Source organism: Chryseobacterium sp. G0201, from assembly GCF_003815655.1.
Classification (GTDB): Bacteria; Bacteroidota; Bacteroidia; order Flavobacteriales; family Weeksellaceae; genus Chryseobacterium.
The window spans coordinates 970553-984330 of record NZ_CP033917.1 but is presented as its reverse complement, the minus strand read 5'-3'; the positions used below and the strand labels follow the sequence as shown (position 1 = coordinate 984330).

Annotated in this window: 13 protein-coding genes; 7 read left to right on the top strand and 6 right to left on the bottom strand. The window is 32.8% G+C overall.

The features are described from left to right. Positions 1 to 75: 75 nt before the first annotated feature. The 3 genes from EG348_RS04360 to tilS form a co-directional block, all read right to left on the bottom strand. Positions 76 to 1035, bottom strand: a complete 960-nt coding sequence (locus tag EG348_RS04360) for a redoxin domain-containing protein (RefSeq protein WP_123980989.1) — start codon at positions 1033 to 1035, stop codon at positions 76 to 78. Positions 1036 to 1122: 87 nt separating this feature from the next. Further along, positions 1123 to 1677: an RNA polymerase sigma factor gene (locus tag EG348_RS04355; protein WP_123980987.1), complete on the bottom strand. Its 555-nt coding sequence runs from the start codon at positions 1675 to 1677 to the stop codon at positions 1123 to 1125. Beyond that, the gene (tilS, locus tag EG348_RS04350; RefSeq protein ID WP_123980985.1) at positions 1650 to 2972 is read right to left on the bottom strand and encodes a tRNA lysidine(34) synthetase TilS; all 1323 of its coding nucleotides are present in this window, start codon (positions 2970 to 2972) and stop codon (positions 1650 to 1652) included. Before tilS ends, EG348_RS04355 begins: the two co-directional genes overlap by 28 nt. 86 nt (positions 2973 to 3058) lie before the next feature. Between tilS and EG348_RS04345 the strand changes: the two genes are divergently transcribed. The 5 genes from EG348_RS04345 to EG348_RS04325 all read left to right on the top strand — a co-directional run bounded on the left by EG348_RS04345 (position 3059) and on the right by EG348_RS04325 (position 7499). After that, entirely contained in the window at positions 3059 to 3892 is an 834-nt protein-coding gene (locus EG348_RS04345) for an OmpA family protein (RefSeq protein ID WP_072411117.1), read from the top strand. Between the two features lie 397 nt (positions 3893 to 4289). Then, on the top strand, positions 4290 to 4937 hold the full coding sequence (locus EG348_RS04340) for an O-methyltransferase (protein WP_123980983.1): 648 nt from the start codon (positions 4290 to 4292) through the stop codon (positions 4935 to 4937). An 88-nt stretch (positions 4938 to 5025) separates the two neighbouring features. Next, positions 5026 to 5745 carry a C40 family peptidase gene (locus tag EG348_RS04335; protein ID WP_123980981.1) on the top strand — a complete coding sequence of 240 codons (720 nt, stop codon included), beginning with the start codon at positions 5026 to 5028 and terminating at the stop codon, positions 5743 to 5745. A gap of 9 nt (positions 5746 to 5754) precedes the next feature. Further along, positions 5755 to 6225 (top strand): DUF1648 domain-containing protein, encoded by a 471-nt coding sequence (locus EG348_RS04330; protein WP_123980979.1) that lies wholly within the window; start codon positions 5755 to 5757, stop codon positions 6223 to 6225. Between the two features lie 38 nt (positions 6226 to 6263). Further along, on the top strand, positions 6264 to 7499 hold the full coding sequence (locus EG348_RS04325; protein WP_123980977.1) for a 3-deoxy-D-manno-octulosonic acid transferase: 1236 nt from the start codon (positions 6264 to 6266) through the stop codon (positions 7497 to 7499). Here EG348_RS04325 and EG348_RS04320 read toward each other — a convergent pair. From EG348_RS04320 to EG348_RS04310, 3 genes are read right to left on the bottom strand one after another with little or no spacing between them, the layout of a single operon-like run. After that, the gene (locus EG348_RS04320) at positions 7491 to 8117 is read right to left on the bottom strand and encodes a deoxyuridine 5'-triphosphate nucleotidohydrolase (protein ID WP_123980975.1); all 627 of its coding nucleotides are present in this window, start codon (positions 8115 to 8117) and stop codon (positions 7491 to 7493) included. The genes EG348_RS04325 and EG348_RS04320 overlap by 9 nt on opposite strands. Further along, on the bottom strand, positions 8117 to 8875 hold the full coding sequence (locus EG348_RS04315) for a glycosyltransferase family 2 protein (protein ID WP_123980973.1): 759 nt from the start codon (positions 8873 to 8875) through the stop codon (positions 8117 to 8119). Before EG348_RS04315 ends, EG348_RS04320 begins: the two co-directional genes overlap by 1 nt. 48 nt (positions 8876 to 8923) lie before the next feature. Continuing rightward, entirely contained in the window at positions 8924 to 9901 is a 978-nt protein-coding gene (locus EG348_RS04310; protein ID WP_164463253.1) for an acyltransferase family protein, read from the bottom strand. Between the two features lie 196 nt (positions 9902 to 10097). On the opposite strand from EG348_RS04310, the gene EG348_RS04305 reads away from it, so the two are divergent. Together EG348_RS04305 and leuS are read left to right on the top strand one after the other, a co-directional pair. Beyond that, positions 10098 to 10571: a lipocalin family protein gene (locus EG348_RS04305; protein WP_123980969.1), complete on the top strand. Its 474-nt coding sequence runs from the start codon at positions 10098 to 10100 to the stop codon at positions 10569 to 10571. A gap of 188 nt (positions 10572 to 10759) precedes the next feature. After that, on the top strand, positions 10760 to 13573 hold the full coding sequence (gene leuS, locus EG348_RS04300) for a leucine--tRNA ligase (RefSeq protein WP_123980967.1): 2814 nt from the start codon (positions 10760 to 10762) through the stop codon (positions 13571 to 13573). Positions 13574 to 13778 lie beyond the last annotated feature (205 nt).

Genomic DNA, 13778 nt, shown 5'->3' with positions numbered 1-13778 from the left:
TTGAATCAAAATTTTGCATAAAAGTACTTCTATTGATTTTCTCAATACGTTCAATCATACGATTTGAAAATATCTTTATAACTGTTTCAAAATATCTTCTGCAGAAGCCCTTTCTTTATAATCAGGATTAAAATGTCTCCAAGAGATCACTTTATTTTCGTCCAAAATAAATGTTGCAGAAACAGGCAGCCTTCCTGAATTATCAGATCTGCTTGTCGCAAAACCGTCTACTTTTGAAGTATAGGCAGCCAAAGTTTTACTATCGGGAGTATAGAGAACGTCAAAAGCTTCGGCAATTTTATATCCTTCATCATACAAAACAGTGTATCCGGTTTTTGTTTTAGAAATCGTTTTCTCTATAAATTCCGGTCTTTCAGGAGAGATAATAACCAGTCTTGCATTTTTAGCTTTTAATTCCGGAGCTAAATTTTGAAGAGACTCAATATATTTATTACAGTAAGGGCACCATTGTCCACGGATGAAAACTAAAATTAATTTTTCTTTTTCATTTGATGAAGAAAATGTTTTCCCCAAATGATCTTTTGCCGAAAAATCAGCAATTTTATCTCCAACCATTTTTCCTTTCACCATATCCAGCGTTTTTGGAGTTGATTGAGATGAAACTTTATCTAAAACTGACATTCCGACTGTTGAAAATTGCTCAGCATTATAATATCCAAAATCATATTGTACCAACTTCCCATCTGCATCTAAAAATAAAAACGAAGGGAAATTGACAATTTTAAATTCTTTTGCCAGCGCAACACCTTCTTTTTCTGCATCTATCGCAAGATTTACAAAGTTTTTGTTGAATAACTCTCCGATTTTAGGATCGGTAAATGTATTTTTCTGCATCAGTTTACACGGACCACACCAAGTTGTGTATATGTCTATGAAAATGAGTTTATTTTCTTTTTTCGCGATCTTTTTTGCAGCTTCCAAATCAATTTTTTGGAAGTCGATTCCTATTTTACTTTGTGCATTAGCGGAAATTCCGATCAATAAGCACAGACTTAATACAATTGTTTTAAACATAATATTGATATTTAATAGTAAGTTCCAAAAACAAAAAAAAATCACCCGTTCTTTTGAATTATTTTTATAATTAACTGTATTTCAGTCTTAAAAATTATCATTGTTTTTGATTTTTCTAATTTGCTCTACACATTTATGCTTCTGATTTTGTGCATTATGCTTGCTGGAATATTGATATTTGCTTTGGATTTCTTCAATACTTTTATTTTTCATAAAAATATCCTGAATTAGATTTTTACAGTGGGTAGAAATAGAATTGATATAATCATTAAGTTTATGCCAATAATCTCTTTCGTTTTCAATAGCTAAATTAATTTCGGCCTGATTTTTTTTGTAATAATTTTCTGGAATTTCTATTAAAAATTCTTTATTCCTTAGTTTTTTTAACCATAAATTTTTTGAGATTCCTGAAACATAAATGCCAAGACAAGTGTATACCTTGAAGTTGTCAGCATATAATTTCTCGTACAAAATAAGCAATGCATCTTGAAAAATATCCTCAGCATCTTCCAGGTTTCCCTTATTATTAAGTACAAATTTTTTAGTGTAGGTAAAGTATTGTTGATATAAAATGGCGAAAGCTACATTGCTGTTCTTTTTGAAATCATCTATTACTAGAGTATTTGTTGTTTTTCTGTCCATTTTATTTTCAGCGTTTTTTGAGTGTGCTTGCCGGTACACAATCTGCGGTCTTGTCTGTAGGGAAGTATTCCTAAAATTTGATCGTTCGCATCGCACAATAACCACGCATTTTCTTTTTCAAAAAAAGATAATTTTTCGTCTCTCAGAAATTTAGAGACCTTCTTTTTTCCTGTCATTCCGAGCGGGTAAAAGTTATCACCTTCTTTCTTTTTTCTTAGCTTTAAAGGAAGATTAACTTTTTCAAAGTCAAAATGCCATTCTAGTGATTCAGTATTTGAAGTTTTAAATTCGATATTTTCTGGAAGTATTATTTCTTGATCTTTAATTTCTAAAATAATTTCTTCAGGCTCTTCATTCAGAATATCAGATGTTTTGATTGGTGAAAGAATTAATTCATTTCGACTAATCATCAATTGATAATCCTTTGAAAAAAAAGAGCTTCCGTTTTCAGCTTTGAAAATTTTAGAAATTTCCTCTTCCTGATTGAAGCCATATTTTTTTAAGATCTCAAACTTTACAAAATCACTTTCCCGATCCAGCTTTTCTTTGGATAAGATTTTATGGTCTTTGTTAAATGTTGAAAGCCGATTTTCTATTTCTTTGATTTGATTCTGGACAAAATCTTTGGTTTGATTTAAATATGAAGAACTTTTTTTGAAGTTTTCAAGGAAATGTTCGTTCGTTTCTAAAAGCTTGGGAACAATTTCGTTTCGGATTTTATTTCTTAAATAATCACTTTTTTTATTGGAAAGATCTTCACGGAATTTAATACTATTTTCTTTCGCAAATTCATAAATTTCTTCTTTTGAAAATTGCAGAAGCGGACGAATAATATTGTTGTCATTAGCAGGAATTCCACTCAAACCATTAATTCCGGCGGCTTTTGATAGATTAATGATAAAAGTTTCCAGTTGGTCATTCAAATGATGGGCTGTAATCAGAAATTGAAGCTTTTCTTGCTGTTGGATTTGTTTAAAGAAATTATATCGAAGTTCTCTCGCCCAAAGCTGAATAGAATTTTCAGGCTTTTGATCTTTCTCAGAAACTTCATACAAGTGAAATGGAACGTTATTTTTGTCACAAAAATCCTGAACCACTTTTTGATCCAGATCAGAATCTTCTCCACGAAGTTTATAGTTGATGTGCGCTACATGAAATTTGTGCCCAGAATCATGGAAAAGAGAGGCTAAGACCATAGAATCGGCACCGCCACTCACTGCCAATAAATAGGAATGATTTTCAGGTGATTCAATAAGATTTTTTAATTGATTTTTAAAACTTAAATAGTCCAACATCTGTGCTGCGAATTTCTTTTATACAAAGATAAACCATTAATTAAAATGAATTTTCCTAAATTTGATTCGTCTAAAAAAGATTATTTATGAAGATTATTAAAATTCTAGCAGTTTCTGCGATGGCGTTGGGGATGACATCTTGTATCAGCAAAAAGCAATACGATGCTCTAAGTTCAAACTACAAGCAATGTATTGAAAACATTGGCGAAAGACAGAGAGAAATTCAAGATCTGAAATCTCAAAACTCTGCATTATCAGGAGAGAATAATTTACTAAAAAGTCAGCATGATGCTTTAAAATCATCATTGGACGCTTGTTTATCTAATACAGGAAAAAGCTCTGCAAATATTGATAAATTGGTAAGCGAGATCAACTCTTCAAACTCTTATATCAAGCAGTTGATTTCTAATAATGCTAAAAATGACAGCTTAAATTTAGCGTTATCAAACAAATTAAAAAGATCTTTAGATAACGTAACTGACGATGATGTTCAGGTAAAAGTATTGAAAGGTGTGGTTATGATCTCACTTTCAGACAAAATGTTATACAAAGTGGGAGACTACAATGTGTTGCCTGCAGCTCAGGAAGTATTAGGAAAAGTTGCTAAAGTTATTAATGATTATGATAAATATTCAGTATTGATCGAAGGTAACACAGATAATTCTCCTTTAAGTTCTCCAAATTTACCGAGAGACAACTGGGATCTTTCTGCATTGAGAGGTACGTCGATTGCTAAAGTTTTACAGTCTCAATTTGGAGTTGATCCTGCAAGAATTACTGCAGGTGGACGTTCTGAATACAATCCTAAAGCGACAAACATGAGTGTTTCTGGAAGAGCAGAAAACAGAAGAACGGAGATCATCATTATGCCCAAGCTTGATGAATTCATGAAGTTGATGGATATTGCTCCTAAGAAATAAGAGTTTCAAATTCAACGATAAAAAACAACTCCCGGAGAAATTCGGGAGTTATTTTTTTTAATCAAATTAATTCTTCTTTTTTCAATAAGGAAATAATTCTTTGGAAAAATGAAGTGGATATTTCTTGTCTGTTTTTTTTCACAGAAGAAGCCGCCATGTCCGGGGACACTGCGGTCTTCTGATTCTTAGTGTTTATTCGTTTTTTTCCTACCTTCATCGTTATTTTTTCTTAGTGTTTTTACCCGTCTTTGCAAAGGTATAGGAATAGTCGTTCGAAAACATCCGTATTTTTACGGTAATTGATATGGGGTTTTCCCTATTTTTATGAGGATCTTTATTTTAAAATTTATTCTTTCTCCTTATATTTAGTTAAATTTGACTCACAAAAATTGTAAGAATGAGCTTTTTTGAAGAAAAGAATGCTGAAATGGACAGGTATTTGGAGACCCACGCATCTTCCGAACCTGAAATTCTGAAAAAACTAAGAAGAGAGACTTTCCAGAAGACTACACAACCTCACATGATCTCCGGATATCAGCAGGGAAGGCTTTTAACGATAATTTCTCAGATGATGCAGCCTAAAAATGTTCTGGAAATAGGGACTTTTACGGGATATGCTACTTTATGTCTGACAACAGGTTTGGCAAAAGACGGAAAAATAACAACGTTGGATGTAAATGAAGATCTTGCTTATTTACCAAGAAAATATTTTCATGAAAGTGAATATTCAAACCAGATCGATTTTAAGCTTCAGGATGCAAAAGAATTTTTAAAGGAAACTGATGAAGTTTTCGACCTTATTTTCATTGATGCTGATAAAGAAAATTACGCTGAATATTTTAAATTAATTAAACCAAGAACCAAATCGGGTTCTATCGTATTATTTGACAATGTTCTTTGGTACGGGAAAGTTTTGGAAGAAAATCCAAAGCAGAAATCGACCCAAGTTATTAAGGAATTAAACGATTTGATCGCAAAAGATGATGATTTTGAAAATCTTATTTTACCTTTGCGTGACGGAGTAAATTTTCTGAGAAGGAAATAATTAAAAGAGTAAAGAATTCGGAGATTTAGAAATGAGAAAACGGATACGTTTCTTAATTCCTAAATTTCTTAATCTCTAAATTTAAAAGATGGATAAAGGAATTTGTAATGTTACAGTAGCACCGGTGCGCGCAGAAAATTCTGACAAAGCAGAAATTGTTACGGAAATATTGTTTGGAGAAAGTGCAGATATTTTGGAAGTAAATAAAAACTGGACCAAGATAAAAATGCATTATGACGGCTATGAAGGATGGATGGACACCAAACAGATAAAACCTGTAACTGACGATGAGTTGGCCAATAGAAAAGTTACGATAGTCACTGAAGATTTTTCTTCTGTGCTTACCAATGATGGCAGAACTTTACTGTCAATGGGCTCTGAAGTAGAATTTCAGACTGTAGCTTCGAGAAGAAGTCATGATCTCCGTGAAAGCGTTGCTATGACGGCAAAAGAGTTCCTTAATGTCCCTTATTTATGGGGTGGCAAAAGTTTTTTTGCGGTAGATTGTTCCGGTTTTACACAATTGGTGTATAAAGTTCATAATATTAAGCTCCCAAGAGACACTTATCAGCAGGCAGAAGTAGGAGATGCGCTAACTTTCGTTGAAGAAAGCCAGCTTGGTGATCTTGCTTTTTTTGAAAATCCTGAAGGTAAAATTATTCATGTCGGGATTATGTTGGATAATCAGAAAATCATCCACGCGTCAGGAAAAGTGAGAATTGATACACTTGATTCTACAGGTATTTTCAATAAAGAACTGAATAAGCATACTCATAAATTAAGAGTGATTAAAAGTATTCTTAAATAAATATAAAGCATGATCAGGGAAGTGATTTTTACAAGTTTTGATATTCTCAATTTTGTATTGATTGCTTTTTTGTGGTGGTTTACGATAAAAAATTATAAAACACTGCCAAAGAAAATTCCTGTTCATTTTGATGTTGAAGGCAAGCCTGATAATTTCGGAAATAAGGTTTTTTCTTTTTTTACACCTTCTTTGGCTTTGATGTTTTATGTTCTGTTTATTTTTATATCTAAACATCCTGAAACTGCAAATTTTCCTGTAGAAATTACAGAAACAAATAAAGATGCACAGTTTTTCATCATGAATTTTTTTCTGATATGGCTGCTTATGTTGATCATATTGATCTTTCTAAATGGTCAGGATTACACATTCAGGTATTCGTCTGATGAAAAAGCTAAGCCGAAAGTTCCGATGGCTACAGCTATTTTTTCAGTTATTGGAAGTTTAATTGCTGTTTTCATTTTTACATCAATATTCAAATAAAAAAATAGCTACGGAACTGAATTTGAAAAATAAATAATATGTCTTTCCTTTATACCTTATTCATTAATCTTCTCATTTTCGGAATGAAGGTTTTTTCGTTGTTTAATGATAAAACTAAAAAAGGCGTTGAAGGAAGAAAACAATCATTACATATCATCAAATCTAAGCTTTCACCATCCGATAAGGTAATCTGGATGCATGCTGCAAGCTTAGGTGAATATGAACAAGGTTTGCCGGTTTTAGAGGAATTAAAAGAACAGTTCCCGACACATAAAATTCTCGTCACTTTTTTCTCTCCATCAGGGTATGAAAATGTGATTAAAAAGAAACATATTGCAGATGTTATTTGCTATTTGCCTTTCGATAAAAAATCAACCATAAAAGAATTTGTTTTTCAGTTTACAACTGAACTATTTTTTACGGTGAAGTATGATTATTGGTATAATCTTTTGGCCGAATTAAAAGGTCAAGGCGCAAAAACTTACGTTATTTCTGCCTTGTTTTATGAAAATCAATCTTTCTTCACTTCGTACGGGAAATGGTTTGTAAAGCAATTACAAAACAATATCGATTGGTTTTTTCACCAGACAGAAATGTCGTTTGCGCTTGCTAAAAGTGTGGGGTTAAAAAAATCTTCAATTGCCGGAGATACAAGATTTGATCGTGTAAAACAATTGCGGGAAAGAGATAATCATGTGAAATTTATTAAAGAATTTATTGATAATAAAAAAACAATTGTTTTCGGTAGTTCTTGGAGTTCGGAAGAAAAGATCGCGGAAATTATTTTTAAAGCAAATTCTGATAGTAAGATGATTATTGCTCCTCACGATTTGAAAAGGGTACAAAATTTAAAACAGATTTTTCCTGATGCCTTATTATATAGCGAGATTACAAATCAATCATCATTGAGCAATCGTAAATTATTGATCATCGACAGTATTGGTTTACTTTCAAAACTTTATTCTTACGCTGATATTGCGGTTGTAGGAGGTGGTTTCCATGATGCCGGCCTTCATAATATTTTAGAAGCAGCTACTTTCGGAATGCCTGTGATTTTTGGAAATCATTATAGAAAAAACCCTGAAGCTGATGATCTGATCAAAGCTAACGGTGGCAAATCTTTTGAAGAAGAAAATGTAGCAGCAGATTTCGTGTTATTTCTTATGAATAGTGATAATGAGGAAGTACTAAACGAAATGTCTACCAATGCCAAGAAATTTGTGGATGAAAAACCGAATTCAACAGAAATTATCCTAAAGAAAATTCTATCTTAAAAATCCCTGACTTTTTATTTCCTTCATGATCTTATCCAAATTATCGGGAATATTTTCACATTTCAGCCAATTTAAATCTAAACTGTTATTGATACAAAGCTTCTGCAGATACGTATTTTGGTTTATTTTTTTGTGGAGCTCGGCTAGAAGTTCATCAAATTCCATCCAGTAATCTTCATCTAATTTTTTCACTAAAATTAATGCTCTGAAAATTTTATTAATGATATAAAGATAAAGTTTGTAAACATTGTCAAACCTTTGTCTGCCGAGATCTTCATTATTTTCTAAAATTTCATTGATCAATAATATATGAAGAGAAACTTCCCCGAATTTATCGGTGGTAATTTTTATATGTTCCGTTATTTCTGCACTGATCTTTCTGATGATAGTCTGGAAATATTTTTGATTTCCGATGTATTTTGAAGCCAAAAGAACTTTTTCCTTTACATTTTCTTCCATTGCATCTCGCTTGTCATCGGTAGTTTCCGTGTCGATCAATTCGAAATACAGTTTTTTAGACAAAAGTTTATCTTTTTTTAGCAATCTGAAAATAAGACGGTCTTTTTCTACAGGAGAAAAATTACTTAATGCGGCTTTAAATTCTTTTGAATACTCCATTAATTAAAGATTTTAGAATATTTTAAAAATCCGTTCAATGCCCAGTTTGCCGTGTAATACAAAGATTTTACGGTAGAAAATCCCATGAAATCTTTATATACTAAATATTGGTCTTTAATAATATTTTTCTTCTTTCTTGAAACACTGTTTTCGCGCATTCTGTATTTTGCTAACGTCTTTTTTATAGGATAACCTTTTGGGATTTCTTTTAATAAATTCAGCCACATCACATGATCTTCTCGTTTGCTTTTTATCGGAAAGAAAAATTTACCGACTCTTTTTGTGTCATAAACTGTGGAAACCGGAGCAAGTCTGCAGGTTTTCAGCAAGTTTGAAAAAGTAACGATTTTATCAGCAAGAAAATCCTTTAAAATAGGCTCCATTGTATGCTCATCACACCTTGAATAGTTGCAATAGACAAGTTCTACCTTATTTTCCTGCATGTAATTTGTCATTGTCTCCAGATATTTAGGATACCAAAGATCATCGGAGTCTAGGAAGGCAATGTATCTTCCTTGGGCTCTTTCAAGACTTTTATTTCTGGCATTTCCGGCGCCTCCGTTTTGCTGTAAAGCTTCCAGTTTTATTCTCGGATCATTATATTTTCGGATAATTTCAACTGTATTATCTTTTGAAAGGTCATCCGTGATCAGCCATTCCCAGTTTTCATAGGTTTGGTTGAGTACAGATTGTATCGTTTCTTCTATAAATTCTGCCGAATTATAGCAGGGAGTGATGATGGAAACAAGCTCTTTCATTTGTGCAAATATAAATAGATTTAAAGACTTACGAGGGAATATTAATAATTATAAGAATCGTTTTTCGTACAAGTGCCACGAACTTACTCCGACACCTACTACAACCAGCATACATATAAATGCCATGAAATAAGGATTGTAATTGGTAAATAACCCCAAAGTCGCAAATACTCGGATAATAGGGAAGTGGAAGATGTAAATTCCATACGTGAAATCTCCGTATTTCCCGAAGTTATTTAAAAATTTAAAAGAATAGGCAACATATAGAACGATGATGCTTATCATGATGGGTGAGAATAATTTAATTTTAAAAATCAAATCAATCCAAACCGTTAGAATGGCAATGATGAAAAGAATATTTTTATGTTTAATAAATTTTTCAAAATTAAAATAAACCAACATTCCGCCAATGAAATAACACAATGCTCCGGGAATTTGTCTTGAAATTTCTACTTTTCCTGTCATCTCAAAATAATTAAGATAGGCCAATGACAGAAAATAAAATACAATTAAACTGATATTCCTATATTTATTATCCTTTCCAAAAAACAAGAAGAGAACCGGAACTAAAAAGTAAAAACACATTTCAATTTTTAAGGTCCAAAGTGCACCATTTACCGCTCCGTTCCCGAAAACTCCGGGAAGATTGGGAGCCATGAAATTCATAAATACAGAATTCCAAAGAAGATATTTAAGTGTTTGCGGACTCGTGAAATATTCTGAAAAAGAAACGGTACTTACCAGACTTAATAATACGGTACATAAAACCACAACCAGTAAATAGGCAGGAACGATTCTGTTCAATCTCTTTTTGACGTATTTTTTTAAAGTACTCGTTCTTTCATAGCTTCGTGCGATCAAGAAACCACTGACGATGAAAAATGCGAAAACACCTACTTCTACCGGACTGTGCTTTAGAAATTCTAATGAGTGCGATGTACTTAGATAGCCTAAATGCCCAACAAAAACGATGAAAGCGAGGAGAACACGGATGAAGTCAAAATTATTTTTCGCGATGTCTTGCATTTGTTTTTTTTGCAAAAATAACTTTTTTAATAAATATATGGGACTCTTAGATAGTTCAATATTTGTTAAATAGTGGTAATATTGTAGCTATATGGCGTAATAATTTTAGAAATATGGGTTTTTGAAATAATTTTTCACAAAAAACTATTAAATAAATCAAAAAAATTATAATTTTAGCGCTTGAAAAATTTGATACATGAAGAAATTAGCATTACTATTTGCAGGTTTATCATTATTCGTAGCTACGGGATGTAATAATGATGACGATACTCCGGCTGAAGCTCCACTTGTAGGTGTTTGGCAGCCACTAAAAGAAGTCATCACAACTATAGAGACGGGAGAACAGCCTATTTCAGATCTGATCACCTATACCGACTGTCAGAAGCAATCCAGATGGAGGTTTAATACTGAGGTAGTGGGTAAAAGAACTGAATGGAATGATACTGCTACACCGGGGCAGTGTGCTATTTCATCAGACCGAAATTTCAATTATACGTACGACAAAGGCGAAAAAACGATCCAGATAAAATATCAGGGAACAGTAGAGCCATCTAACGGGAAAGTAATTACCCTTAATGAAACTACGCTGAACCTCTCAATAAGAGAAGAAACTTCAGATCCTACCGTTTATAAGACCAGAACCTATACTTTTAAGAGGATTCCTCAATAATTAAAGTAGTGGTATAAATAATAAAAAGGTCTCATCTTCGGGTGAGATCTTTTTGTTTTTGAAATGAATTATAATTAATCGAAAATTAAAGTTCCATTTCTATTAAAATCATTATTTTTGTGAAATACTAGAATTGGAATTATAATAAATCTAACATCTAGAGTCTAACATCTAATATCAATAACAACGTGTTTTACGATCATCAGCAGATAGAAAAAAAGTGGCAGAAATACTGGGAAGACAATCAAACGTACAAAACTTCCAATAACACAGACAAACCAAAATTTTATGTTCTCGATATGTTTCCGTATCCATCGGGGGCGGGACTTCATGTAGGTCACCCGCTTGGGTATATTGCATCAGATATCTATGCGAGATATAAAAGACATCAGGGTTTTAATGTTCTCCACCCTGTTGGTTACGACAGTTTCGGACTGCCTGCTGAGCAATATGCAATTCAGACAGGGCAGCACCCTGCGATCACTACAGAAAAAAATATCAACAGATATGAAGAGCAATTAAGAAAAATTGGTTTTTCATTCGACTGGAGCAGAGAAGTAAGAACTTCTGACGCTTCATATTATAAATGGACACAATGGATTTTCATTGAATTGTTCCATTCTTGGTATAATAAAAATACAGACAAGGCAGAATCTATCAACACTTTGATCAAACATTTTGAAGAAAAAGGATCATTAGATTTAAATGCCAATCAAAACGATGAATTAAATTTCACAGCAGAAGAATGGAAAGAAGCTTCTGAAATTGATAAAGAAGATATTCTGTTAAATTACCGTTTGTCTTACAGAGCGGAAACGACTGTTAACTGGTGTCCTGCTCTAGGAACAGTTCTGGCAAACGACGAAGTGAAAGACGGAAAATCCGAAAGAGGAGGTTTCCCTGTTTTCCAAAAGAAAATGATGCAGTGGAGCATGAGAATTTCTGCATACTCTGAAAGATTGTTGCAAGGTCTTAAAACATTAGACTGGCCACAACCTTTGAAAGATGCCCAGGAATACTGGATCGGAAAATCTCAAGGAGCGCAGGTTAAATTTAATATCGATTTACACGACGAGATCGTTGAGGTTTTCACAACAAGACCTGATACGATTTTCGGAGCAACATTTATGGTGTTGGCGCCGGAAAATCCTTTAGTGGAAACCATTACTACAGCAGAACAAAAAGCTGAGGTAGACACTTATATTGAAGAAACTTCCAAGAAAACTGAAAGAGACAGAATGTCTGACGTGAAAAACGTTTCAGGTGCTTTCACGGGAAGTTATGCGATCAATCCTTTCAGTAATGAAAAGATGCCGATCTATATTTCAGATTACGTATTGATGGGTTACGGAACGGGAGCTGTAATGGCTGTTCCTGCACATGACGAGCGTGATCACAGATTTGCAAAGAAATTTAATTTAGAAATTAAAAAAGTTGTAGAAACTGAAGAAGACGTTCAGGAAAAATCTTTTGATTCTAAAACCAGCGTTTGTGTAAATTCAGATTTCTTGAATGGTTTAAGCTATGACGAAGCAAAAGCATTAATTATAGATGCCGTTGAGAAAAAAGGAATTGGTCACGGAACAACGAATTACAGACAACGTGATGCTATTTTCTCAAGACAGCGTTATTGGGGCGAGCCGGTTCCTATCTATTATAAAGATGGAATGCCTTACACGTTGCCAAATTCTGCTTTACCATTAGCACTTCCTGAAGTTGAAAAATATTTACCAACAGAAGACGGGGATCCGCCATTAGGAAATTCAAAAACTTTTGCTTGGGATGAAGCAAACCAGAAAGAGGTTGCTACAGATTTAATTGATGATAAAACGATATTTCCATTAGAGTTATCTACAATGCCGGGTTGGGCAGGAAGCTCATGGTATTTCCTTAGATATATGGATCCTAATAATGATGAGGTTTTTGCTAATAAAGAATTAACTGATTATTGGGGACAAGTAGATTTATATATTGGAGGTAGCGAACATGCAACCGGTCACTTATTATATTCTCGTTTCTGGAATATGTTCTTAAAAGACAGAGGATATATTACTCAAGATGAGCCTTTCCAAAAATTGATCAACCAAGGGATGATTTTAGGGATGAGTGCTTTCATTTATAGAATTGACGGGACTAATAAAATTGTTTCTAAAAATTTAGCAAAGGATTATCAAACACAAAAAATACATATTGATATCGCTTTTTTAAAAGGTACTTCTGATGAGCTTGATGTTGATGCTTTTAGAAATTGGCGTTCAGAATTTGCAAATGCAGAATTTATTTTAGAAGATGGAAAATACATCACAGACCGCGAAGTAGAAAAAATGTCCAAATCAAAATACAATGTTGTAAATCCTGATGATATCTGTGAAGAGTACGGAGCAGACGGGTTGAGATTGTATGAAATGTTCTTAGGACCGTTAGAACAATCCAAGCCTTGGAACACGCAAGGTCTAAGTGGAGTTTACGGTTTCCTGAAAAAATTCTGGAATCTGTATTTTAATGGCGAGGTTTTTGAAGTTTCTGACGAAGAACCTACAAAAGCAGAATATAAAGTATTACATACATTGATAAAGAAAGTAGTTTACGATATTGAAAACTTCTCTTTCAACACTTCTGTGTCTTCATTTATGATTGCTGTAAATGAATTACAGAAAATAAAATGTAACAAACGCAATATTCTTGAACCTTTAGCCGTTATCATCTCGCCATATGCTCCTCACATCTGTGAAGAGCTTTGGAACCTACTGGGACACGATACTTCTATTGAATTTGAGAAATTTCCGGAATTGAATGAAACGTACTTAATAGAAGATGAAATTGAGTATCCGGTGAGCATAAATGGTAAAATGAAGTTTAAATTATCCCTATCTGCGCAATTTTCTGCTAAAGAAGTAGAGGATTTAGTGATTAATGATGAGAAAATTCAACAAATTCTGGAAGGTAAAACACCGAAAAAAATCATTGTGGTGCATCACAGAATTGTGAATATTGTAATTTAAAAAAAAATTAACATTGGTAATTTAAAAAAAATGAGGGGTTAATTTTTTTAATATTTTAACATAAACGTTAAAATTGAGGAAAATAATTAAAAATTTGAAAAAAAATTATAATATCGAAATCGTATTAAATTTTCTTTATCAAAAAAAACAAAAATGTTTATTTAAGACTCTTGCATTTTAATTAATTTTGCCTTTAATTTACAAA